Annotated in this window: 21 protein-coding genes and 1 pseudogene; 11 read left to right on the forward strand and 11 right to left on the reverse strand. The window is 47.6% G+C overall.

The features are described from left to right. Positions 1–3: 3 nt before the first annotated feature. Both K0C01_RS00725 and K0C01_RS00730 read right to left on the reverse strand, forming a co-directional pair. The gene (locus tag K0C01_RS00725) at positions 4–174 is read right to left on the reverse strand and encodes a 50S ribosomal protein L37e (RefSeq protein ID WP_221170172.1); all 171 of its coding nucleotides are present in this window, start codon (positions 172–174) and stop codon (positions 4–6) included. A 183-nt stretch (positions 175–357) separates the two neighbouring features. Beyond that, positions 358–1215 (reverse strand): SDR family oxidoreductase, encoded by an 858-nt coding sequence (locus K0C01_RS00730; protein ID WP_221170173.1) that lies wholly within the window; start codon positions 1213–1215, stop codon positions 358–360. A 791-nt stretch (positions 1216–2006) separates the two neighbouring features. Between K0C01_RS00730 and K0C01_RS00735 the strand changes: the two genes are divergently transcribed. Further along, complete coding sequence (locus tag K0C01_RS00735; protein ID WP_221170174.1) at positions 2007–2924, forward strand: DUF368 domain-containing protein; 918 nt, start codon at positions 2007–2009, stop codon at positions 2922–2924. Between the two features lie 68 nt (positions 2925–2992). On the opposite strand, the gene K0C01_RS12980 is transcribed toward K0C01_RS00735, so the two are convergent. The 5 genes from K0C01_RS12980 to K0C01_RS00760 form a co-directional block, all read right to left on the reverse strand. Next, positions 2993–3493 carry a DDE-type integrase/transposase/recombinase gene (locus K0C01_RS12980; protein ID WP_221171158.1) on the reverse strand — a complete coding sequence of 167 codons (501 nt, stop codon included), beginning with the start codon at positions 3491–3493 and terminating at the stop codon, positions 2993–2995. A gap of 256 nt (positions 3494–3749) precedes the next feature. Next, the gene (locus tag K0C01_RS00745; RefSeq protein WP_221170175.1) at positions 3750–4511 is read right to left on the reverse strand and encodes a sugar phosphate isomerase/epimerase family protein; all 762 of its coding nucleotides are present in this window, start codon (positions 4509–4511) and stop codon (positions 3750–3752) included. Between the two features lie 294 nt (positions 4512–4805). Next, positions 4806–5084 carry a helix-turn-helix transcriptional regulator gene (locus K0C01_RS00750; protein ID WP_221170176.1) on the reverse strand — a complete coding sequence of 93 codons (279 nt, stop codon included), beginning with the start codon at positions 5082–5084 and terminating at the stop codon, positions 4806–4808. Positions 5085–5492: 408 nt separating this feature from the next. Beyond that, complete coding sequence (locus tag K0C01_RS00755; RefSeq protein ID WP_221170177.1) at positions 5493–6614, reverse strand: aminotransferase class V-fold PLP-dependent enzyme; 1122 nt, start codon at positions 6612–6614, stop codon at positions 5493–5495. Between the two features lie 96 nt (positions 6615–6710). Next, the gene (locus tag K0C01_RS00760; protein ID WP_221170178.1) at positions 6711–8048 is read right to left on the reverse strand and encodes an RNA-guided endonuclease TnpB family protein; all 1338 of its coding nucleotides are present in this window, start codon (positions 8046–8048) and stop codon (positions 6711–6713) included. Between the two features lie 228 nt (positions 8049–8276). Between K0C01_RS00760 and K0C01_RS00765 the strand changes: the two genes are divergently transcribed. Further along, positions 8277–9017 carry an NRDE family protein gene (locus K0C01_RS00765; RefSeq protein ID WP_221170179.1) on the forward strand — a complete coding sequence of 247 codons (741 nt, stop codon included), beginning with the start codon at positions 8277–8279 and terminating at the stop codon, positions 9015–9017. Here K0C01_RS00765 and K0C01_RS00770 read toward each other — a convergent pair. Together K0C01_RS00770 and K0C01_RS00775 are read right to left on the reverse strand one after the other, a co-directional pair. After that, complete coding sequence (locus K0C01_RS00770) at positions 9010–9459, reverse strand: hypothetical protein (RefSeq protein ID WP_255568325.1); 450 nt, start codon at positions 9457–9459, stop codon at positions 9010–9012. The genes K0C01_RS00765 and K0C01_RS00770 overlap by 8 nt on opposite strands. Before the next feature lie 274 nt (positions 9460–9733). Continuing rightward, positions 9734–10435 (reverse strand): IS6 family transposase, encoded by a 702-nt coding sequence (locus tag K0C01_RS00775; RefSeq protein ID WP_221169818.1) that lies wholly within the window; start codon positions 10433–10435, stop codon positions 9734–9736. A gap of 68 nt (positions 10436–10503) precedes the next feature. On the opposite strand from K0C01_RS00775, the pseudogene K0C01_RS00780 reads away from it, so the two are divergent. The 6 genes and pseudogenes from K0C01_RS00780 to K0C01_RS00805 form a co-directional block, all read left to right on the forward strand. After that, positions 10504–10698: pseudogene (locus tag K0C01_RS00780) on the forward strand (DUF2892 domain-containing protein); the annotation flags it as partial. Between the two features lie 83 nt (positions 10699–10781). Beyond that, positions 10782–11192 carry an SRPBCC family protein gene (locus K0C01_RS00785; protein ID WP_221170181.1) on the forward strand — a complete coding sequence of 137 codons (411 nt, stop codon included), beginning with the start codon at positions 10782–10784 and terminating at the stop codon, positions 11190–11192. A 237-nt stretch (positions 11193–11429) separates the two neighbouring features. Further along, complete coding sequence (locus K0C01_RS00790; protein ID WP_221170182.1) at positions 11430–13148, forward strand: methyl-accepting chemotaxis protein; 1719 nt, start codon at positions 11430–11432, stop codon at positions 13146–13148. Positions 13149–13242: 94 nt separating this feature from the next. Beyond that, positions 13243–14949, forward strand: a complete 1707-nt coding sequence (locus K0C01_RS00795; protein ID WP_221170183.1) for a sensor histidine kinase — start codon at positions 13243–13245, stop codon at positions 14947–14949. Positions 14950–15115: 166 nt separating this feature from the next. After that, positions 15116–16408 (forward strand): RNA-guided endonuclease InsQ/TnpB family protein, encoded by a 1293-nt coding sequence (locus K0C01_RS00800; protein WP_221170184.1) that lies wholly within the window; start codon positions 15116–15118, stop codon positions 16406–16408. Positions 16409–16636: 228 nt separating this feature from the next. Next, the gene (locus K0C01_RS00805) at positions 16637–18187 is read left to right on the forward strand and encodes an MATE family efflux transporter (RefSeq protein WP_221170185.1); all 1551 of its coding nucleotides are present in this window, start codon (positions 16637–16639) and stop codon (positions 18185–18187) included. A gap of 212 nt (positions 18188–18399) precedes the next feature. Here K0C01_RS00805 and K0C01_RS00810 read toward each other — a convergent pair whose 3' ends face one another. Continuing rightward, complete coding sequence (locus tag K0C01_RS00810) at positions 18400–20022, reverse strand: tryptophan--tRNA ligase (RefSeq protein WP_221170186.1); 1623 nt, start codon at positions 20020–20022, stop codon at positions 18400–18402. 201 nt (positions 20023–20223) lie between these two features. On the opposite strand from K0C01_RS00810, the gene K0C01_RS00815 reads away from it, so the two are divergent. The 3 genes from K0C01_RS00815 to K0C01_RS00825 all read left to right on the forward strand — a co-directional run bounded on the left by K0C01_RS00815 (position 20224) and on the right by K0C01_RS00825 (position 22918). Then, positions 20224–20928, forward strand: a complete 705-nt coding sequence (locus tag K0C01_RS00815; protein WP_221170187.1) for a phosphoglycolate phosphatase — start codon at positions 20224–20226, stop codon at positions 20926–20928. An 83-nt stretch (positions 20929–21011) separates the two neighbouring features. Further along, on the forward strand, positions 21012–22118 hold the full coding sequence (locus tag K0C01_RS00820) for an OBG GTPase family GTP-binding protein (RefSeq protein ID WP_221170188.1): 1107 nt from the start codon (positions 21012–21014) through the stop codon (positions 22116–22118). A 524-nt stretch (positions 22119–22642) separates the two neighbouring features. Further along, positions 22643–22918 (forward strand): DUF5789 family protein, encoded by a 276-nt coding sequence (locus K0C01_RS00825; protein ID WP_221170189.1) that lies wholly within the window; start codon positions 22643–22645, stop codon positions 22916–22918. 138 nt (positions 22919–23056) lie between these two features. Here K0C01_RS00825 and K0C01_RS00830 read toward each other — a convergent pair whose 3' ends face one another. Then, entirely contained in the window at positions 23057–23776 is a 720-nt protein-coding gene (locus tag K0C01_RS00830) for a CPBP family intramembrane glutamic endopeptidase (RefSeq protein ID WP_221170190.1), read from the reverse strand. Between the last annotated feature and the right edge of the window lie 102 nt (positions 23777–23878).

The raw sequence follows: 23878 nt of genomic DNA on the forward strand, positions 1-23878 counted from the left end.
AGCCTACTCGCCAGATTTTGACTCCCACTCGTAGTCGCGTCGCTTACTCGACTTACCGAAGCCACAAGAGGAGCATCGGTCTTTTTTAACGTGGTATGATTTTTCACCACAGCGACGACATTTGACATGGATGTTCTTGTTTTTCTTTCCTTGTCCCGAAGTTCCCTTCGTCATAGTGTAATAGATACGAAGGAGTCCCGGCGTATAATCGTTATGTCTTCGATGGCAAATCTTCAATGAGAAAGTGTAGAATAGAATATATTATCATAATTGTTCAAAACATTATTCAAAAGTGATTATAATCGTTTGGCAGACAAACAATATAAGAGATACTCACCAAGCAGTCTCGATGCTGAGCTAATTAAGAACAGATTGTAGAACACGGAAGATTTTATCACGGATGGCAGCGGGCACGTGTCTTGTGAGAATCCCAACCGAAGCGGTAGTACCAACGGGATACCGAGGATTAGGATTGTCAACAGTGGCGGCCTGATAGATCGTTTGGGCAACGTTCTCGGGAGGAATGGCTTTTCCCCAACCGTCTAGCGATTCAAACTTGGACAAGGCTTGATAAAACCAGTCATAGGCACCAGTCTGCTCAAGAACATCGAGATCTTCCGTAATTCGCTGTGGGAATCGGGTGTCAACAAGGCCAGGTTCCACAACCACAACATCAATGCCATAAGGTTCAACCTCAGGCCGAAGGGCATCACTTAGCGTTTCTAATGCATGTTTGGACGCACAGTATGTACCTGCACTTGGTAATGCGACCCGTCCAGCAACAGACGAAATATTGATGATTGTTCCACTGCCCCGTTCTCGCATGTGTGGAAGGACAGTCCGGGTCAGACGGTGAGGTCCGTACACGTTGACGTCAAACTGTTCATGGAGAGATGTAGTTGGTACTTCTTCAACAGGACCAAACTGTCCATAACCGGCATTGTTGACTAAACAGTTAATTTGACCATTATCGGCAAGCACCTGTGAAATAACATTCTCTATCTCGTCGGGATCTGTAACATCAAGTTGATATGCATCACACCCACTCTCTTTGAGTTGCTGTATATCATCAACTATACGGGCAGTTGCACAAACATGCCATCCCCGATCATTGAACCATTTCGCAGTTTCTTGACCAATCCCAGAAGAGCATCCGGTAATAAGTACAGTCTTATTAGGAGCAGAGGACGACGTAGTATCGGATTTAGACGACATACATAACACTCAGAACAGAAGAATAAAAGACACGTGAACTTGGTTATAGGCTGAACAGGCGCAATACCACGGCCTTCAGGCCGTGGATACGCGCCGTCACTTGTGGTAACAGACCACCCCTCAAACACTCCCCAGAGTTTCCCACGCTAATATTTAATTGACAGGCCATCTAACCAAGGAAGAGGAATTGGTCGGAACGGAGCGGATTCCGAACCGTCCTTCGGAGGTCGTTCGAAAATCGGAGATTTTCGTGATCACGATAGACTCGTCTCTCGGACGACGGCCTGTCCGCCCACATAACAAGGCAGTACCCGGGAGGGCAGTCGGTGAACACACGTTCTAAAAGAGTGTGTCTGTGCCGACTGCTCAAAGCGAGCAAGACGATACCCCTGACTCTGCTGACACCTGCTGGCGTCCCCGTGGCGAAAACAACACTGGGACGCCGTACACGGTCGAGGATAGGGGTAACGGCGGGTTGGCACCGCCAGCAGTCCACCACACCGACACTGTGGGACTACCCGTGCCCGAAAGGTGTGGTAGTCCGTCGATTGGACTGCAAACCTGAAGCCCCCATCGCTCGGGATTCCTCTGCCTTCTGTCGGAGGAAAGTGTCAAATCAACGGTTAATGCATAACGTCAACAACCTCGGGGTCAAGCCCTGAGGCACGCTGCCTGCTTTTTCTGTGAATCTTGATTCTAATGTATTCGCAGTTATGCTATTATATCTGATCTGACATGCATCCATGAGAAATGAAGTAGTTTTTTCTGAGTAAGGCCCGGAACTGCGAGTAATGCGATCATTGGTATCTGTTTATTTGAAGGGTATTGCGATGGGAGCAGCAGACAGTTTGCCAGGTGTGTCTGGTGGAACGATTGCCCTCATCGTCGGCATCTATGATCGCTTGGTACAAGCGATTTCATCGCTGAGGCCAGATCCTCTTCGCCATATACTATCCCTTCACAGAGCTAAGTCTAGGTCCGCATTCATTGCGGAGATACGAGGAATGGAAGTTCCCTTCTTATTGGCACTGGGAGCAGGGATTGCAACAGCGTTCATATTTGCAGCAGAGATTCTAACGGCTGCATTTGCTCACTATGAGGTACAACTGTATGGCTTCTTTGTTGGATTAATTGCAGCTTCAGCAGTGTTAATCGGGAAAGAATTGTATTGGACACCTCAACGGTTGCTAGCAGGTGGGGTGAGTATCGGTGTTGTCGTGTTAATATCAGTAGTCACAGTTACTGCGGCGTCACCTGCTTTGTGGCTCGTTTTTCTCTCGGGAACGGTTGCCGTTAGCGCGATGGTTCTCCCTGGGATATCTGGGGCGCTGCTATTGATAATCCTTGGACAGTATGAATATCTACTCGGGGAATTACAGGCTTTTCTACAGGGGATTCGTACGCTGGCAGCCAATGATGTAGCAGAACACGGCGTCGTCGTTGTAACATTTTGCATCGGCGCTCTTATTGGGCTGTTTACTGTGGCGCACCTTGTTGACCGAGCATTAACCCGGGATCGGTATATGACGCTTGCAGTACTCGTTGGGCTTATGATTGGCGGGATATATACTCCGCTGTCAGTTACGATAACCGGAATTGACTCCGGAGGAATAGCGATTCAGGTACTAGTTGCCGCTGGATTTGGGGTTGGAACAATTGTAGCATTTGATTGGGCGACAGGAGATGTTTCATATACTGAAGCAAATTGATGCTTCAATTTATTATCTGAGCAATTCTGTCCTAATCGCTTCGGATACCACTCATAAGGGTGTCAAGGTTAGAGCGTCGCATTGTGGAGAGCGGCAAAGGCTGTAAGCCACGATCTGGTGGAGCTGGCGGTGCTATGGAAGGGAAATCGGTGGTAGAACCGTCTGGTTCGGTACTTGAAGATCCCGAACCACGCTACGATCAGCGACCGATTTCCCCACGTTTCACGTTCGTACTCGCAGTCTAAGAGTTCGAGCGGCCAGTCGTACCATGGGCCGCGGTCGGCCCGCACCAGCGGGCGACCGCGGCACCGCTCGAGAACGTCCCTCAAAAACAGAAGCGCGTCGAGACTTGATCGGCCGGGAGAGACCTCAACGGAAAGCACTTCGAGCGTCTCACAATCGACTGCCGCCCAGACGTAGTACTCTTCGCCGTCGATGTTAATTTTCGTCTCGTCGACGGCAGCTTCTTGTCGATCCCGGCAGTCAGGCTCGAAAAGGTGCTTGAGCCGATGAAACCATTGTCTGATCGCCTCATATGAGCGGTCAACGAACGTTCGATTCGTCGGTATGAGAGGCCAGCATGGTACAAAAACGCCGCGAGGACACGCCGCTCCGTCGGCGTGTCCTCACGGGAAAATACTTCCTGCTGGCGAGCCTTCTCAACCATGCGGTCGAGCATTGCTGAACCACCAACTCATCCTTGCTCGGCCGCTTCCTTCACGCCAAGTTGACACCCTTGTGTCGGCCTCAGCCCCGGCCCACCGTGGACGGGGAATCCGCCTCGCTACCTATTTGAACTACTATGATGGTAGGGCTAACAGTAACTCAAGGGAGGCTTAGGTTTCGATCGGAGCCTAACGCAGATGCAGCTCGGTCAGCTGAATCAACCAACAATGGGAGGTCATCAGTAAACACCTCAACCGCAACAGTGCCGTCAAAGTCTGAAAGTCGATCAGTAACAATCGAATAGTCAATTTCACCAGCACCAATTGGGATATGAGTATCCCCCCGACGGCGGGCATCATGTACGTGTAAATGAGAGATTAAATCACCATGGTACTTAAGAAATCGATCAATTCCGTCATTCCCCTCTTCCATGTACGCGTGTCCAACATCAAAGCATACGGAGGCATCAACCTGTTCGGCAAGATCGCCCAGAACAGATAGTTGCATGCCGTTTCGTTGATGGCCTACATTCTCAACTACAACCTCAACCCCAGCATTTTGTCCAGCCTCAACAACAGCTTCAAGCTGGGAGGCAAATGTACTCCGTTGATCTGTATCATACGGATCCCTAACCGCGCCATGAAGAACGGCCTTTTTTGCTCCAAGTTCACCTGCCCACGAAAGTAATCGAGACTGGTGAGCAATAATAGCCTCATTAATTTCAGGAACTGGTGTAGAAAGAACCTGTTTAAATGGAAGGTGAACACATAGATCGGCGTCGCACTGAGTAAGAACATGAGAAAGCCGTTGTTCATTGCAATTCGGTGAAAGCTCAGTTAGACCAAACTCAACAAAATCAAAAGGGTCCGCTGTCTGCTCGATGCGATTAATTGAATCGCCGACCGTCAGCCCAAATTGCATATAATGAGTATTCACACTCCTCATAATTGAGTGTAGGGATTGGTTTGAGAGAGTATTCATGGAGCGTCGTGCAGTTATAATAAGCGAGTTTTATAATTCATTTAGCAGCAGAAAAAGCAATCATGAGTTTCCAAGACGACCTAATAGCAACAAATCGCCGACACAAGGGACGGTGCCGGTCTGCTTGCTCAGCACGGTTATAACTTCTCATTGAGGACATGATATAGCCTAGAAGAACTGAAGATACGCGTAGCTAAGCAGAAAAACATGCAGGCCAAAGTTAGAATAAGCTCGTTATGTGAGGTCTACGTAGTCTTCTTCCCAATCGCGACGAGCGTCGATTTCTCGTTCACCTCGCTGCGTAACAGCGTATGAGTTAGTTCGATCGTCAATTGTTCCTTTCTCGACTAAGCCCTTCTTTACTAGGGTATCAAGATTTGGATACAAACGACCGTGGTTAATCTCTTTCCCATAGTACTCTTCAAGTTCGCTTTTGAGAGCGAGTCCATGAGGATTGTCCTTACCAGCGATCACATACAACAGGTCACGCTGAAATCCTGTTAAATCGTGCATGCATTCCGATATTTTAATCTAAATATTATTAAACCTGTCATTACAAGTCAGAAATACTCATTAAAAATTGTAATAGATACTGCACATACCGATTTGAATGGACAATTATGGCCGTTAATGTTTATTTTTGTAATTCACATTCACTGACATAATAACGGATATAAGTTATATAATATCTTATATAAACGGTGACTTAATCTACAATAATCAGAATTTAACTCCTAAGCCGAAGTCTTCATCCGGATAATTGACTCGATTTGCTTATAAAAGATCCGTAGCACGTGTTCTCAGGTGCGACGCATTTATACCAGTTTCTGCAATTGGCAATACCTCTCACGATCACTCGGAAGTGAAGTACCTCGGGGCAAACTCCTCGGAATGACGTTTTGGCGTTATTCTCAATTATGATTATGCTATAGCATCCTCAAAAGTAGAGACAAATTTCTCAATGTCAGAGGAAGTATTGAATGCATGTACAGAGACACGGATCCTATCGTCTGTTGGAAGAGACCGAACACGAATATTTTGGTCAGCCAGATAATCTACCACCTCTGCCGGATTGTCAACAGCAATACTTACGAGACCAGATTCGTATTCTCTGGGAGACCGAAGGCGGGAATTAGTAATTGCAGATTTAAGCTGATCAGTTAAATTATGGATTTGATTCTGAATAGATTTGATGCCAATGCGATCGACAACTGAAATTGACTCCTGTAGCCCGGCGTAGGGGGCAATTGCTGTAGTACCAATTTCAAATTGCTCAGCTGTTTCCTTAAGTTGGTACGATGTATCGGTAAGATCTGTAATTCCTCGATACCCGACATGGGACGGATGCAATTGGTCGAGGAGTCCCGGATTAATGTAGAGAATACCGGATCCCCAGAGCCCAAGAAGCCACTTATGTCCTGATGCTGCAACAATATCGGCACCCCACTGTGTAACATCAACTGGGAGTTGACCGATAGATTGGACTGCATCAATCATAGTGATAGCTCCTGCATCAGATGCAATGTCGACAAGTGATCCAACATCACGTCTTGCGCCGGTTAACCAACAAACTGAGCTAATGCAGACCAGCTTAGCATCTGATACAGCATCGATATAGGCCTCTCGATCAATGTGCCCACCTTGTGTTGGTACAGTCCGAATCTCTAGATCATATTGTTCCTGAAGTCGAAGCCATGGAAGAGAACCTGCCGGGTGCTCTGTATCCGATCGAACAATGACATCACCATCTTTCCAATTGATCGCTGTGGCAGCACGGTTAATCCCATCTGCAGTACTCTGTGTCAATGCAATAGATTGAGGAGCCGCTTGGAGAAAATCTGCAACAGCTGATCGAGTCTCGTCAAAGACTGAAAAACTATACTGATATGCACCCTCGTTTCCGATTGCAGTTGACTTTTGCTCTCTAGTCGCTGTCTCCGAACGAGCAGCGACAGATTCTGGAATCGGACCTGTTGCACCAGTATTGAAATAGATTGTTTCGTCTAGTGCAGGAATTTGTCTACGTAACTCTAGCAAATCCATATGTGGAGTATCTCATCAAAGGTCAAAACAGTTGTCAGCAACCACGTAGTATTCTCTGTGAAGTACCCCGCGCACGGTGGCGCGGGGCGTCTGTGTTTAGTCCTGCACTGCTGACGCAACGGACTTTAATTCCTCCCGCGCTCCCATCTCTGGTTGCGCCGACGTTCCGTGTCGGTGAATACCCGAACACAAATCGTGTCCGTGAGAGTCGGGGCCTCCACCAGCCCCCGATGCCGCCCGTCTCACCGTCCGAACTCGTGGAAGGGTTTCGAGAGGCGGCACAGTTCCATACTGTTCGTCTAACCACTCCTGCACAACGCATACCGCCGCCTTCCGATCAGCGTGATCTTGGAACTCACACCGTTTGCATTTGAATCGCTTCTTCTGTCGATTCGCTCGTTCTGTGTGCTGGCACTCCGTTCGTGGACATCGCTGACTCGTGTACTCCGGATCAACAGCGTCTGAAGGAATCCCTTCCCACGCAGCTTTGTACGATACCATCTCTTGGAGAGCTGCGAACGGCAGTGAGTGAAGGCGACGGTTCACTCGCGTTCCGTAGTCGATGGACTCTCGCATGTCTTTGAGGTCTTCAAAGACGATTACTGGAGCCGAAAACTGCGAGATCCAATCGACTACTTCCCGCGATACCTTGTGCAGGCGATCGTGAACGTAGTCCCGTTCTTCTGATTGGAAGACTGTCTCAAACGCAGTCTGCCCGGCCTTCTGCATCCGCTTTCGCTTGGTGAAAAACTCGTGGCGCTGCTCTTTCACCGACGGATACTCGAACACAACGGAGCCTCTCACCGAACCACTCCGACTCATCGCAACAAGTGCAATACAGTCTTCGTTCACATCCACGCCGATAATCGTGTCTGCATCATGCTTGCTGGCGACGTGATGAGTCTCGTGCGTGACTGTGACGTGCAGTCGCCACTCATCGTGTTTGTGAACGACTTCAGCGGTTCCAACCCGCCACTCTTTGTCGTTGAATGCAGTTTGGAGTCGGTCGAAGTGGTCTGGGCTGCCACGAAGGTCGCCTTTGACGTGGGTACCTTTTGTGGCAGTGATACGGAATCGAACCGTCCCGTCGTCTTGGGGGAACAGACGGTAGCCTTCGCCGTGGTTCATCACCATCGGGTACGACTCGTCGATGTATGGGTAGGGACGTCCCCAGCCGTCGTCTTTGTGTTCGTGGTAGGTTTCGATTTCACCGAGTGCCTTGTCAACGATAAGTTGGGTGGTATTGTTGACGTGATCGGCGTTATTCACGACGACCGATTTGATGTCATCCCACTCCCACCCTTGTCGGTCGAGGCGGTTGGTTTCGTTGCGGATGCGGCGGGCCTCAAGACAGCCGGTTTGCAGGTCGTCGCCACTCCCCGTATCAATGTCTAGTCCGAACGACAAGGTTTGGGTGAGTTTCGACGACTGCACTGTAATCTGGTATGATTTGCTACCTGTTAAAATTCGTGTTGTGACGCGCTTCACCCACGGGCACGGTGGCCCGTGGTACTCGCGCTGCTATTCTTTATAGATAGAGCAGGCCGAGTATCTCGGAGCTTGCCCTCTGAGTACCTCACTATTTGCTGACAGACGTTCGTTTCCAGAGAAAAGTACAAATAGCCGTGATTATCAGGAAAATGCATACAGGTGACTATTATCGTGTGTACGCATATTTACGCATGGAGGGTTTATGATGAAGTTCCGCTATGTGTTGCTGCAAACCGGGATGAAACACTCTCTCGTCCATTCAAAACGCCTCATGTGTGGAATAGCACCCCATCAATCTTTGCACCGAAAGATACAGACGAGGGGGGCACTTGGATCGGTTATAATAAAGAAAGGGTATTGATAGGCATGACAAACCGATGGCTCAATTCGGAAGGCCGCCGGTCTAGAGGACTCCTGGTCAGGGACTGTCTAAAAAAGAAGTCAGCGAAGAGAGCAGTTGATTATGCTCAATCCGAACTTAAACAAGAACAGTATCGCCCATTTCATCTCGTCTGTGCGGACGACCAGTCATTCTATACAATCACACATAATGGTGAGGGTTCAGCAACCACGGTAAGACGTGATCCTGGAATATATGTAGCAGAAAACGTTGGATTTGGGGGCGAGTGGTTTATTCCACTTCACCGTGCGAAGAAGGCTAAAAACCAAATTGAAAGCGCAAAGAAAATATATGAAAGGATGACCACACCGGTACCAGCAACATGTACTGAGTGGAAGGATATAGCAAAAACAGTATTACAAGATCATAAGTACGGAGCATGTCGTCACGGGGATGGATACGGTACAAAGTCATCTTCAATAATCACGGTCGGTGAAACTATTAACTATTATTTTGCTGAAGGGTCTCCATGTAAATCCAATTATAAATCTATCTCCGTGCCATTTAGCTAAGTCTGGTGCCCATGTAGCACCGGTTGACTGTCTTTCCCGGGTTCCGGCCCTGCATCACCAACTCCAGCCCTTGCTCGGTAACGGTCGAAATCGTGTCCGCGTTGTAGAACTCTGTCGCAGCGTCAGTGTACACCCGTTCGATGTCCACGTACTGCCTGCTCAAGCGAAGCATCCGGCGGACGTACTCTGGTGTCCTTTTCTTGTCCTTGACCGGCAGTACTACCAGAATCAGTGGTGTATCAGTCCCGACGAGCGCCATCGTGATGTATCTCCAGACCGACGAGTAGTTTCGTCCTAGCTTCGTCGGGCGGATGAACTCGTTACTCTCGTTATCGCCGTAGAACGGCCGATCCGTAATGTCGATAGCCACCTCCTTGCTGTCGCTGAAGTAATCGTTCCGGTCGGCGATCTCAAAGAATTCCTCGTTCGCTTCACGGAACATCCGCAAGACGGACTCACGGGAGGACTTCCGAAGATGGTGCGTGAAGTTCTGCCCCGTCGGAATGTCGCCATCGTCGTAGAACGGCTTGTACTTGAGGTTATTCGCGGTGTCGTTGACACCGTATGACCAACAAGCAGATTATCTACTGCGTGAGAATGTCACATACATTCTCCCAAAACTGAGTAAATGAATAAAACCCACAGAAGGGTTTTTGTATATTGATATCAATTTACATACATGGAACAGAACGTAGGAGAAACAGACAAGGGCACTGCTAGATTGACCCTCGCTGTTTGAGTGCTTCAACTGGCGGTTGATTGTCGAGTGCTTGGTGGCTGCGATGGTGATTATAGTAGGCAGTGTAGGCAGTCAGCCAGCGCTCGGCGCTGGCTTGACTGCCGTTCCACGTTTCGTGAAAGCGTTTGATTCGCATCGTATAGGTCTGAAAGAGTTTTTCGACCATGTTGCGGTCAGTATAGTTGAGCTCACCACTCAGATCAGTCCGAGCAAGCGCGGTGAGGTAGCCCATGCCATCGACGAGAAACTCCGCGTCGGAGACACGGTGTTTCTCTTTCAGTTCGTCTAAAAACTGTTCAGCAGGATCACGGCCTCTGTGCCACGAAAGTTGTGCGTGGAGCACGACTTTCGTATCTACATCGATTGCAGCGTAGAGCCACGCTTTCTGTTCATTTTCAAGCTGAATTTGCTTTTCATCGACAGCGATACGATCTGGTTCAGCGGTGAAGTCCTGATCGTAGTACTCGGCGTAGGCTTGGTACCAGTGATGGATCGTGGCTCGGCGTCGTTCGACGCCGAACCACTCACAGAGATCTCGACACTCGGCTAACGAGGCGGCTCCGGCGTGAGCAGCACACGTCAGCCTGATCAACCAGGCTGGCGTGCGCGTCCGATCACTATCCAAAAACTCCACATCCGAAGAATCCGTTATGTCTAGTTGGAGTTCTTCGAAGAGCATTTTCCCACTTCCCTCGAAGAACTCCTTTCATTTCAATCTCAATCTAGCAGTGCCCAGACAAGTTACTACGATACGTTGCGGGAGCAATGTTCGGCATCGCTTCAATAGCAATTCTGCTTGGTGTTCTCGAAACCGCAGATTTCATTGCGTTAATTTTTGGGCTTGCTGCTATTGTTCTGCTCGGGACAGCAATACTTGGATACTGTGGATTATATGCACTTCTTGGGATTGATACGTGTGATCTTGAGCAGCAGACAACATAACTGCACATATCACAACTGTGTGAGACTAATGCGTTGAGTACGACTGTACACACTTATCCCCGAAGCAACTGATATATACAGGTATGCGTACTGTCGAGTTGGCTGAAAAAGTGTCCGCCTCTCCGGTAAGAATTGATTCACATTTGGATCCTCCGACAATTATTGAATATGAAGGGAGTTTCGAAGTAGTTGATTTCGAAGAGAAAGATGAAGAGTGGTATGTCACTGCTGGGTCGTCTGGACTGCGTTTGAATTTTCGATTTGAGTCACTTGAGAATGGTTACTACTATGAACTTAAAGAAGACCAACCACTTGAAAAAATGAAAACAACCCTGCAATACCAACAATCTGGAAACGGGACAGAGATTTCGATTACATCAGCAGTTCGAATGGGGCGATGGCCAGCTGCGGTAACGGACCGTGTTGCCGCATGGAAGCGAAAGGGCGAATTAAATCGGATGTTAGAGCATCTTCACGAAGAGTTCAACGGGTAAGATTGTCAAAATCTACTAGTAGCACACTGTTCAGACTCGTCCATCAAAATCGGAGGTCAGCACAGATACTAACTTGGAGCGGGATATTGTAACTGGCCTCTGTCTGGTGAATATCTATAGGTTCATATGAACGTTCCTTTTATACGTATTAGATATTCATACAAAAATCTTCTTCCGGTTATCGGGACTGATATTTTTCGGGTAAAAATAAAATAGTCGTGTAATTGACTACCGAATATGAGTTGGTTTCAGCTGGGGACATTATTAGCGACTGAACAGGACGTCAAACAGAAAGATGCGCAATCGGGGGGAGGGGACAACTCATCTGAAGAATTAAAAGAATCTAGCCAGAAAGAGGCAAAACAATCAAACGAAATAGGGCAGACGGGAACAAACATTGAGAACTCGGATGAAAGTAGTGCCTCAAGTGAAACAAGGGAGTCCGCCCAAGAAGATCCAGAGGAACAGTTCTCAACAAAAATGATCATTAATGGGTTAGACGAGCCAGCGGTAATTGTAAATACAAGTGGTTTTATTACGCATTTAAATGATCTCGCCATTGATTTATTCGCAGTTAACCGTGAGAAGGCTATTGGTCAACAACCGTATGACCTGATTCATCCACACAGCAGCGCAACAAATCAAGTTGCAAAGGTCCTACGGGACAGCCAACCGATTAAAAACCAAGAAGAGACATTCCTTGTTGATGGCGATGAGATTTCGGTGCGTCGGAGTACCATACCGCTATACGACGAATCCGGGAATATATCTGGGGCAATTCAAACAATCTATGATATAACTGCCGAGAAAAAGAGAGAACAGCAGCTTGCAGCACTTGAGGAATATGAGGAAGAGGTAACAAATAATCTTGAAGAAGCACTTCACAATCTTGCTGAGGGTGACCTGACTGTATCGATGACCGTCCCAGAGCCAGATGAAGACTTCGAAGAGATTAATCACGCGTACGAAGACTTCCGTCAAATGAGTGATGCATTAGATGAAACAGTTGAATCGTTTGGAGGTGTATTTGCTACCTTAGAGGGTCTTGTAGATACACTCGAAGATAAGAGCCAAGAACTACGAGCAAATACCGAGGAGGTAACAAGCACAATCCAGCAGATCAACGCATCCAGCCGAGAAATGACAAATGGAGCTGAAGATTTAGCAGAGCAAACGGATACGGTTGATCAGGCAGTCGCTCAACTATCTGCTTCGATTGAAGAAATTTCAGCAACAGCAAGTGAAATCGACAATGAGGCAGAAAAAGCAGGAGAACTCGCTCATGAAGGTGTTGAAGAAGGATCCGAAGCGATTGATCAGATTCTCGGAGCAACAAAAACGGCAGACAACATTATGGACGAAATGGCAGAATTGGAATCAAAAATGGAAGAAGTCGATGAGATTCTTGATGTTATCACAGACATTGCTGATCAGACAAACTTGCTAGCTCTGAACGCAAATATTGAAGCAGCACGGGCTGGAGAAGCAGGAGATGGATTTGCAGTTGTTGCTGATGAAGTGAAGGCTCTTGCCGAAGAATCACAGGAACAAGCTGAAGAGATTGAAAGCATTATTGCGGGAGTAAAAGAGCAGACAGGCGAGGTTTCGTCTGGATTAAAGGAAGCAAACAAAGAGATTCACAACGGAGCTGAAGCCGTGGAGGTTGTTGTTGAACGACTTAATCGAATTGAGACAGCAGTCGAAACAACAAGCCGAGGGGCGTCGGAAGTGAGCAGTGCAGTCGGACAACAAGCTGAAAACGCAGATGAAGTTAGCCAAATCGTTGATGAAGCAGCCTCGCTTAGCGAAGAAATCAGTGCATCAATGGCAGAGGTTGAATCAGGCGTTGACCAACAGGTTCAAGCAATGGATCAAACAGCCCAGCTGGCCGACTCATTAGCTCAAACGAGCGAGAATCTACATGACCGGATTGAAGAATTCGACTACGAAAGCTAAGCAGACTGAATTCGATTGTTGGTATTATGTCTCATACCATTCAGTAAGCGGGATACTTATCAGTATAATCAACTGAGGTGCAATTATAGCTATCGTGGAATATCACTGGATTATCGCAGCGATATTCGCTGTGTCTGGAATTGCTTGCTTTGCTGGAGCATATCGTGGATCTCGGCTACAGAACCCGGATGCTAGTCTAGGTCTTCGGGTTCTACTAGTTGTTGTTGGACTATGGGCATCACTGCAGGCAATTCAGATGTCCGCACCGCTGTTTTTCACGTCCACCGAGCTAATGGAGCAATTCTCGATAGTATTCTTCACCACAGGGCTCGTTGTAGGATTTGCAACGGTATGGGCGTGGTTGTGGTTTGCTTCAGCATATACTGGACGAGCATTCCACCGAGACCCTCGGTTTCATCTCGCAGCCGGAGCGGTTTACCTATCATTAACACTGATTAAAATCACCAATCCATTACACGGACAGTACTTTACAGCCGAATTGGCAACAGAGCCATATGTTCGACTGGTCATCGAGCAGCAACCGTTCTACTGGTTTTCATTCGCATTAGCATATGGGTTGACAGCAGTTGGGCTGTATATGTTGCTCGTGATGTTTTATCGGTCAGATCATTCAACATGGACACTAAGCGGTCTTGTCCTTATTACAGGTGGTTCTATTATTCCGAAAATAATCAGTGGTTACCGGCCAGATTTAATTCCAGAGTTAAGCTACGAACCGGTAGGGGTAGCAATATTTGCGCTTGGAGCATTGTATGTTGTCGAAGATACATTCTTGAGCCTTGAGGCGTCAGCCAAAGAGAAATTCGTCCAAGAGACAGATGAGGCGATAATCACAATTGGGACGGACGGATGGATCCAAGATTACAATAGCCGCGCTGAGGACTTTATTGCAGGACTCGGGACAACAATTACCACCGTTAGCGATCTTAAAGATAAAATTCCTATTGGAGAGATAAATAACGGAGCTCGGGTGATTCAATATAACCATCCAGAAGGTAGTCGTTATTACCTTGTTGTTGACCGAGAGATTAAGGTTGGACCCCATCAGATTGGTCGGGCACTACTGTTACAAGATGTCACTGTGTCAAAACAGCGACAGCAAGAACTGAGCCGGCACAATGAGCAACTAGAGGACATGACAGGAGCAATTGCTCATGAGTTGCGTAACACAATCGCCATCATGCAAGGATATCTTCATAACGCCACAGATCAACTCGAAGAAGGTAATGTCGATTCAGCACGGGATTCAACAACAGTAGCGATTGAAACTGCTGATAGAATGGAAGGAGTAATCGATGAATTACACTCTCTAACCAAGTATGCAAAGTCAATTGATGAATTCACGGAAGTCGACATCAAACAGGTTGCCACCGAGGCAAACCAAGCAACGAAAGAAAATATTTCACTACAGTGTAATGACTTAGGGACAATTTTAGCTGACCGAGGTAGGCTGCAGTATCTTCTTGAGAATGTGTTTTGCTTTGCTGCGTATAACAAGGCTGATACAGTCACTATCTCAATGCGTGATGATGGATTTACGATCAGCGATAATGGAACACATACAAGTAGCGAGTACGGTGAGTTGCTATTCGAGTACGAGGGCTCAGCGCCAACCTCAGACGCTGGGCTGTTGCTTCCAAATGTCAAGACAATCGCAAGAGTACATGGATGGAAGATTGGAGTGGATACCGACTACACAGCAGGAGTGAGGTATCATATCACGAATGCTGATGTACAAGTAGACGCTTCCGGCAGAGCATCACTTTCTACACAAGACTGAAACTATAGATATCCTCACAGCGGTAACAGCGCGGAAGCCCACCGGCTTTAGCCGTGGGAGGAAGCGCGTAAGCTCCGTGCAACAGTCCACCGACTACAGCATTGCCGACTCCCCCCCCCACGCTATACAAAAATCTTAATAAAGAGTAGCTGTTGCTGTGACGTACATGGCGTGGGAGGTAACTCGAACGGTTCGTGTCCGTCTCGATGTACCTGACGACCGCAAGAGCGACCTCCATGCCACCAACTCCAAATTCCAGTACTGCGCGAACCGTACCGCAGACTGGGCGTGGCGCTACCCCGACGAGGACTGCGTAACCAGCAAGAGCGAAGCCGAGGACGCCATCTACGACGACCTTCGTGAAAAAACCGACTACCTGCACGCGAACCTCGTCCAGAAGGCCATCAAACGCGCCACCGACGACATTGACAACTGTGTTGACCGGCTTGCAGACGGAAAAAACACCAGCAAGCCCTACTACGATACATTCAGCATCGTCTACGACAAGCGAGCGGCCACTTACTACCGCGACAAAGTGAGTCTCGCCACAGTCAACGGCAGAGTTGAATGCGAATACAACCTGCCCGACAACCCTGACGGGACACCACACGGCAAATACCTACTGAACGACGACTACTCATTTTCAACCAGTACCGTCCACTACGACTCAGAAACCGACGAGTTCTACCTGCACGCGGTGATGGAACGGGAACTTGACGTGAACAGTCCTGAGAAAGCCGAGCATTCGAACGTGCTTGGCGTGGACTGCAACGTTGATGACCATATCGCCGTGACCTCGACGGGTGCGTTCGTCGGGAACGCCGACTACCTTAACCATCAACGCCGCGAGTTCGAGAAACGCCGTGCCAGCCTGCAACAGACAGGCACACGGAGTGCCCATCTGACCTTCCAGCGCATTGGCGACAGGTTTGGGCGCTGGAGCGAAGACTACCTGCACCAGTGTTCCAAAGAAATCGTTGCCGAAGCCAAGCGTCACAGCTGTACGCACATCGCATTTGAGGACTTGGAGCAGATTCGAGCGCGTATCAGCGACGGCAAGAAGTTTCAACAATGGGCATTCCGCGAACTGCAAGAACAAACCGAACATAAGGCAGAACTGGCTGGCATTGTCGTTGAAACAGTCGAACCATCCTACACCAGCCAACAATGCTCGAAGTGTGGCTGTACGCTCGAAGAAAACCGAGACGACCAACACTTCCAGTGTTTTGACTGTTCATACTCGGTGAACGCCGACTACAACGCGGCAAAAAACGTTGCTCGGAAACTCGCACTCAAACTCCAGCGAGGGCAGAAGTCCCCCGCTGGAGGGGCGTTCTGTCAGTACGCCCTGAAGTCGGGGACAATGACCGTGAACGCTACTAAAGTGGCGTCCGACACCTACGTATCGGCAGAACGGGAGTCCACCGACAAGCCAACGGCTTCAGCCGTTGATAGCTGACGTTAGACAAGAAGGTGTGGTAGTTAGTCTACCACTGGATTCGCTTTCCAGTTGAATTCGAGAGTTTTCGTCCTACTGTTATGAGATTATCGGGATGAATCATTTTTGGTTCAATTAGAAATGTATCATTGATAATTAAGCAATAAATGGTCAACTTCAAACGGGAAAGGCAATTAGTGAACATATGTTGAGAGTGAGGAATATGATGTCAAGAGCGGAAGGTGGACAATGAGCGAGGGGCAAAGAGACCCAAGTGATGTAGATGTTGGACAACAGCATGATACCCAGTCATCTGATGACAAAAGTATCACAGAAGGTAGTCTTACTCGCCCACTGATACGGCTTGCATGGCCAATCATTGTCATTCAGTTACTACAAGTAACCTACAACATTGCCGACACAATCTATCTTGGCCGGTATTCAACAGATGCGGTTGGTGCGCTTAGCCTTGCGTTTCCGCTTATTTTTCTATTAATTGCTGTTGCCGGTGGGTTTACTACGGCGGGAGCAATCTTGGTTGCACAATATACTGGTGCAAAAGGAGACAAGTCAGCAGGGCTAGTTTCTGGACAGACGGTTATGTCCGTCGGAATCTTTTCGGCTATTATTGGCGTAGTTGGATATTACTATACGCGGCCAGCGTTAGAGTTGTTACCTAGTGACCCGACGACATCTCAAGATGTTGTTCCACTCGCTGCGGATTATATGGAGATTATTTTTCTGGGAATGCCATTGATGTTTGGATTCTTTGTGTTCTCAGCCCTCATGCGTGGGTATGGAAATACACGCATACCAATGTTTGTCATGGTTGTGTCTGTCTTTGTGAATATCTTTATTGATCCAATTTTGATATTTGGATTTGAGGAAAACCCGATATTCAGGTGGACAGGACTCACGGGTGTAGAGTCCAGCCTCGCAAATGCAACTGGGTTTACCGGACTTGGAATCGAAGGCGCTGCTTTAGCGACCATTATCGCACGGGGAATTGGAACCGGCATTGGACTGTGGTTGCTGTTCTTTACTGACGTTGGGCCAGCAGTAGAGATTGCTCATCTTGTCCCTGATCTTGAGTTTATTAAGGATATTGTCCGGCTTGGGACGCCAAGTATGATTGAGCAAAGTACGAACGCACTTGCGATGGTTACGTTGACAGCAATTGTTGTGACATTTACTCCCCCGGTAGTCGCTGCGTATGGACTTGGAAATCGACTAATTTCGCTCGTGTTCCTTCCAGCCATGGGACTAGGGAGAGCAATTGATACCATGGTTGGTCAAAATCTTGGAGCTAATCGTGCAGATCGAGCTGCAGCAGTAACGCGCATCGCTGCCTCAACGGGGGCGGGGGTCATGCTGCTCGTTGCGGTAGTTGCAGTTACATTTACGGAACCAATCGTTAGTGTGTTTATCAGCGATGGTATAGAGGATGCCGCTGAAACAATCGCTCTAGGGGTGGAATATGTGGAGATCCGATCAATTGAGTTTGCATTTATCGGCATCACACAGGTTATTTTAGGGGCATTCCGAGGAGCCGGAAATACGAAGACAGCAATGGTAATCTCGTTGATTACTCTCTGGGTTGGCCGAGTTGGTTCGGTTTATACTCTGACATTTATTCTGGATTGGGGTGTAACCGGGATCTGGACAGGAATGGCTGTTGGAAATATCCTAGGAGCAATTGTCGGCGTAATCTGGTTTTCCCGAGGGACATGGAAAGAGCGATACATCAAAGAAGAACAAATCAAACAGCACCAAGACCAGGGTCAGCAACAAACTTCCTGATCCATGTTTTGACTTCCTACGCACAACTGAAGTCGTAGGATTTCTCCGTGGGTAATCCAGCCAGTCGGTGCCCCCGGCTGTACACTTGCGAGTTTATTGACGCAACATTGGCCCTCACGTTGGGAGTGAATCTCTCCGGGGTCAAGCCCCGGAGCGGTTGCCTCGACCGCCTGTACAAAATATCAGATTCTGAATATTGTCTAGCCAGTTGCTTACTGACGTGAAGATTCTAAGTTAATATCAATTTCATCTAACCGATCTTTCCATTCATCTCTTTTCTGTTGGTGGTCAGAGAGGAATGATTCCATCAGATCGGCCGCCTGCTCTTTACAACTGCCGCAAAGACGCTTTCCATTGACACACTCTTCGTATACTTCAGTTGCAAATTCATCGTTATCGTCTGCCAGTAGGTATGCATATAGTTCATATACAGGACATTCATCAGCTTTGCCTCCAAGCTCACGCTGCTTGTCAGCCGTTTCCCGTCCTCCGGTAGCAGCCGCCTGAACTTTTTTAGCTCCTCGTTCTGGGTCATCAAGCAAGGAGATGTGACTTGCCGGGACAGAAGAAGACATCTTACCACCGGTAAGTCCAGTCATGAATCGATGATAGATTGATGCTGGGGGTAAAAATCCGTAACCTCCATGTTCTAACTCAACATCTCTGGCGAGTGAAGCGGCTTGTGACTGGTCAAGATCAAATGTATCGATATGCTCATCGTATACTCTTTTTTCACCGTCAATTGCTTCGATAAGTGATTCAAATGCGTCATCAGTTGCATTGCGGTTAAGGATTCGAACACGTGGGCGAAGTGGTTCCTTACCAGCATTCTCAAGCTTCTGGACAACAGTACGCTCTACACTTGACAGATTGCTAGACTGTTCTTCAATCCACGTTGCTGCTTCAACACAGCGAGGACGGTCGGGATCCTCAGCATATTCTTCTCGATGAGCAAACGCGGTAGCAAGAATCGACCGTTCTTCATCAGTAACCGCAAAGCTTGCGTAAGCCTCACTTACGCCGAAATATCGCGTTCTGGCTGCCAAATCGCGAGCAAGCCGAACATGAGGGTCCTGGTCAGGTCCAACAGGGATAACCGTGGGCTTGGGCTGGTCAACTGCCTGTGGATAACAAATATCCGCCATTTGTGTTACGACCGACTGCATATGCGAGACATCTGTTTCGCCGTCAAATCCATAGATTGACTCAAGCTCAGAGAAATTCGCTTCAATACCCAATTCAAACGCAAGGTCTTGCACACCGCGGTTTTCGGACTGGCGGTAAAGAGTCCCCTGTTCAGGGTCAAATCCTAATGCAAGTAACGAAAGAATATAGTCCTTAGCGTGTTGATCAATTTCACCCCATGTCATTCCACGGGCAGCATGAGCCTCTAAATCTGCAATAAGCGCATAGACATCGCCACCCTGCTGTTGATGCCAAATGAGTTCATCGAAGACAAGTTTATGACCAATGTGAGGGTCGCCTGTTGGCATAAAGCCAGATAATGCAGCAAAGGGCTCATTATTCTGCATCGCCTCGGCTACTGGCCGGTAATCACGATGGCCAAATATGACACCGCGGCGCATTAGATAATGTGGGTTAGAAACCTCATCTAAAATTGATTCGAATTGTTCGATGCCGAACTCCTCAAAGAGTTTACGGTAGTCATTAATCGTCGAAGATCCCCACGGGTCAAGGACAGTGTCATCAACATCATCAGCGGTGCTCCCCCCATCAGTGCGCAATTGCTCTGGCGCTTGCCACGAAGAACACGAGTTGGTTAAGGAGTCTTCGTGACGCGATTCGTCTGATGGGGTTTCCCTTTCAGAAGTCATCACCTGTCAGTCACGGAGGAATCCGCAAAAAACTTCGCTTTTTCAGTTTCAGCGGAAAACTAAGACAGATTCTCCGCCCTACTGGACCTGAGATAATTGATTGAGTTCAAATAAGTGTCGAACAGGATTGCGATACACATTTCTGACGTCTGTCTAGATACAATACGCCGTGTATATCACCATCGGACACAAAGCGTATATATGCCGACACCACCGATTGCAGTTGATATCGATGGAACATTAACTCGCTCATCTGGGATGGGAATTGATCCAAGAGTACTGGACCCTCTCGCTAAATGGCCATCTCCCGTTGTTATTGCCACAGGAAAATCATTTCCATATCCGGTTGCACTCTGTCAGTTTATCGGGACTCCCGAACGTGTGATCGCAGAAAATGGAGGAATAGTATATGTGGATAAAGAGACAATCAAGCTTGGAGACGATAATGCCGTCACAGCATTGGAGGAAGAGTATCGTGCTGCTGGATATCAATTTGGATGGGAAGGTGCGGATACGGTTAATCGGTGGAGAGAAACAGAACTAGCGGTTGCTCGATCACAGCCACTTGAGCCGCTAACAGAATTAGCCAATAAGCATGGGTTGGAAGTTGTTGATTCACAGTATGCATATCATGTAAAAGACCCAGACATATCAAAAGGTGCTGCACTAAAGCGAGCAGCAGAGTTACTTGACCGGTCAGTATCTGAGTTTGTCGCTATTGGTGATTCAGCAAATGATGTCTCAATGTTTGAAGCAGTTGACACTGGAATTGCCGTAGGAAACGCGGCCGATGTTGCAAAGAAAGCAGCTGACTATGTTCTTGATAAAGAGTATGCGACGGGGACAGTGGCCGCACTACAACAAATAAAGGCAGGAACCCTCCAAGGTAGCACAGATTGTGAGTAACGGGCTAACGAATGTTAGTGTATGCAAGGAGAGCACAGAAAAGGAAATGTTTTCGGCCTGCTACGATTATGACCCGATAACAAATGGGACTTGAGGAGGAAATACAAGAACTCGAAGAAGAGATCGCTAATACTCCGTATAATAAGGCCACAGAGGAGCATATTGGCCGACTCAAGTCCAAGCTAGCGGAGAAGAAAGAAAAGTTTGCAAAGCGTCAACAATCATCTGGAGGTGGCGGTGGATACCATGTAGAAAAGCACGGAGATGCGACAGTCGCCCTTGTTGGATTCCCAAGTGTTGGAAAATCAACATTACTAAACGCATTAACAAATGCCGAGAGTGAGACTGGAGCGTATGAATTTACAACACTTGAGGTCAATCCGGGAATGCTTGAGTATAATGGAGCTAATATACAGATATTAGATGTGCCGGGATTGATTGAGGGTGCTGCAAGTGGTCGGGGAGGCGGCCAAGAGGTTCTGTCAGTAGTGAGGTCAGCAGATCTGATTATTTTTGTCCTCTCAGCATTTGAGATCGATCAGTATGAACGGCTTCAGGAGGAATTATACGAAAATAAAATTCGCCCCGACCAGTCACCACCACGAATTTCGATCCGTCCAAAAGGGAAAGGTGGGATCAAGGTCAATGCAAGTGTTGACTTGACATTGAACGAAGAGACGATAAAAAGCATTGTTCGAGAGCATGGGTATGTCAATGCGGATGTAACAATTAACGAGGAAGTCGATATTGATCGGCTTGTTGACGGCGTTATGGATAACAGAGAATACATTCCATCACTTGTGACAGTTAATAAGGCAGATTTACTCGACAAAGAGTACGCAAAGACTGTAAAAGATCAGCTTAGGGGGTATGAAATTGATCCAGACGAAGCAGTGTTCATCAGTGCCCAAGAAGAGAAAGGACTTGAGTCACTGAAAGAAGAAATCTGGGAAGAACTTGGCTTAATTCGTGTGTATATGGATAAGCCAGGAAGAGGGGTGGACTATGAGGAACCACTTATCCTTACGGAAGGAGATAACGTTGAAGACGCAGTCAAAAAGCTTGGTTTTACTGACCGGTATAGAATGGCTCGAGTGACAGGACCTAGCGCAAAGCACGAGGAACAGCAAGTGGGATTAGACCATGAGCTAAAAGATGAAGATATTCTCCGATTAGTTTTGAGAAAGTGAAACATTAACGCTCAAATTTAGCTGATTGCAGGCGCTAAGTCCCCCTTCCTTAACGAGCACCGCAGTCCGCATCAGCGGACAAGGAGCGCAGGAGGGAGGGGATACAGCGCCGTCTTCGATTCAATTCCATTCTGTACCGGGTATGTATCATACTGCCAGTCGAAGACTGGAAGTGTGATGGCAACTACTCATCGTCTCGACTTAGAGTCCGACAAGAAAGGCGGTCGAGATGCATCACCACCGAGTAGGAGTGGGACACTCCGAATCCACGCCTCTGGAGACTGCGCTCCCTGCGCGGACTGTCGGCGCAAGCCGACCGTCCGTGAAAAAGTGTGTCGCGGAACGAGGAAGCCACACCCTCAGCGAAGCCGTCAGGCTGAGCAAGGTGGAGTAGTTCACAGTAAAAGTTGCCTCTGACTGTCTCCTTGTGTGCTTATTTCGCATAGTTCACTCATACTTATGATATACAATACTGAGAGATAGCAAGCGAAAAGCATAATCAGGATACACGTGAATGAACATCTATGTCATCTGATGACGATGGTGTGTCTCTTGGGGAAAAAAGTTCAGTTTCTGGGGCACCACTTGCTAGGGTTGCATCTCGGTTGTCGTGGCCATTACAAAAGAGCAAAATAGTCCAACGCGAAGGGGATACAGCAATTCGAACACCAGATGGGCCAAAAAGTATAGAAGAAGTACTTGAAGAGGTATCAATTAGCTATTTTGCAACACGCAATGAGTTTGTCGAAGCGATCCAAGATGAGACCGGAGAAGGTCCCGTTCCAACCGATGCTGAGTGATAAGTTCAACTGTCTTACCTGATATTGAGCCGGGTTTCTGAACTGACTCAGCACATAGTTGACCTCCTCCACACGGCTAAAGCCGATGGGCGTTCGCCTCGATTTTCTGTAAATACCTACCCTTCAAAGACATTGCTTTCAGACGCGTAGACGCTGTTCAAGTTCAATGTCAAGCAACTCGTGCACACCAAACTCGGCTGCGTTAATCACATAATGTGCAACAAATACAATCAAAAATGAGTCTGTAACTACAAACACGACACCAAGAATACCACCAAGCAGACCAGTGACAATCACACCACCGGAACCCTGCGTTTCGTGACCAAGGGCGAAGGCAACTGATGATATAGCAACAAGAAACCACGGAGAAATACCTGTTCCAGCTTCAAAACCACCGATCATAGCAGCACGGAAAATCAACTCCTCGGAAAATGCAATGAGTGGAAGAATAATAACATACAACGATAACCATCCGCTAACCGTATTGGGTGTCAAAGACTGTCGAAGCGTTTCGTCATGTGAAATGCCCGCTTGATTAAGATTAACGGCTAAAAATTCATTTATTATATACAATACAGCACCGACACCAATTCCGAGTAAGACCTCACTAATCGACGGAGTAGAAATACTGATTTTAAAGACCGACATTGGGACTCCAGTAAAATATACCAGTATAAGAATAAGAAGAGCCAGTATCCCATGTGTGAACAAGATATTCAAGTATAGTGTTCCAATTGGGATTGACTCAAACGATTGATTATCAGTACCAGTCGTTGTAGAAGCAGTTAGACGTGATAAGATGATGACAGCAATGATCAGCAATGAGGTCCCAGCAACGAAAGTAGTCCAATCTGGCATATCAGAAACCGCTCGTACTATTTTATCAATACGTAGCGTAGCTGTTAGTTGATACTGGAGGATTACCTATTTTACCATTATCCACTAAGAAAGGAGATTAAT

This window comes from Salinarchaeum sp. IM2453, assembly GCF_019693215.1.
Classification (GTDB): Archaea; Halobacteriota; Halobacteria; order Halobacteriales; family Salinarchaeaceae; genus IM2453.

Bases quoted from the DNA above. Each gene is read 5' to 3' on its own strand.
- K0C01_RS00735 (WP_221170174.1), top strand. From the start codon at position 2,007: ATGCGATCATTGGTATCTGTTTATTTGAAGGGTATTGCGATGGGAGCA.
- K0C01_RS00805 (WP_221170185.1), top strand. From the start codon at position 16,637: ATGAGCGAGGGGCAAAGAGACCCAAGTGATGTAGATGTTGGACAACAG.
- K0C01_RS00730 (WP_221170173.1), bottom strand. From the start codon at position 1,215: ATGTCGTCTAAATCCGATACTACGTCGTCCTCTGCTCCTAATAAGACT.
- K0C01_RS00790 (WP_221170182.1), top strand. From the start codon at position 11,430: ATGAGTTGGTTTCAGCTGGGGACATTATTAGCGACTGAACAGGACGTC.
- K0C01_RS00755 (WP_221170177.1), bottom strand. From the start codon at position 6,614: ATGGATTTGCTAGAGTTACGTAGACAAATTCCTGCACTAGACGAAACA.
- K0C01_RS00830 (WP_221170190.1), bottom strand. From the start codon at position 23,776: ATGCCAGATTGGACTACTTTCGTTGCTGGGACCTCATTGCTGATCATT.
- K0C01_RS00810 (WP_221170186.1), bottom strand. From the start codon at position 20,022: ATGACTTCTGAAAGGGAAACCCCATCAGACGAATCGCGTCACGAAGAC.
- K0C01_RS00800 (WP_221170184.1), top strand. From the start codon at position 15,116: ATGGCGTGGGAGGTAACTCGAACGGTTCGTGTCCGTCTCGATGTACCT.
- K0C01_RS00825 (WP_221170189.1), top strand. From the start codon at position 22,643: ATGTCATCTGATGACGATGGTGTGTCTCTTGGGGAAAAAAGTTCAGTT.
- K0C01_RS00785 (WP_221170181.1), top strand. From the start codon at position 10,782: ATGCGTACTGTCGAGTTGGCTGAAAAAGTGTCCGCCTCTCCGGTAAGA.
- K0C01_RS00725 (WP_221170172.1), bottom strand. From the start codon at position 174: ATGACGAAGGGAACTTCGGGACAAGGAAAGAAAAACAAGAACATCCAT.
- K0C01_RS00820 (WP_221170188.1), top strand. From the start codon at position 21,012: ATGGGACTTGAGGAGGAAATACAAGAACTCGAAGAAGAGATCGCTAAT.
- K0C01_RS00750 (WP_221170176.1), bottom strand. From the start codon at position 5,084: ATGCACGATTTAACAGGATTTCAGCGTGACCTGTTGTATGTGATCGCT.
- K0C01_RS00775 (WP_221169818.1), bottom strand. From the start codon at position 10,435: ATGCTCTTCGAAGAACTCCAACTAGACATAACGGATTCTTCGGATGTG.
- K0C01_RS00745 (WP_221170175.1), bottom strand. From the start codon at position 4,511: ATGCAATTTGGGCTGACGGTCGGCGATTCAATTAATCGCATCGAGCAG.
- K0C01_RS00815 (WP_221170187.1), top strand. From the start codon at position 20,224: ATGCCGACACCACCGATTGCAGTTGATATCGATGGAACATTAACTCGC.
- K0C01_RS00770 (WP_255568325.1), bottom strand. From the start codon at position 9,459: ATGTTCCGTGAAGCGAACGAGGAATTCTTTGAGATCGCCGACCGGAAC.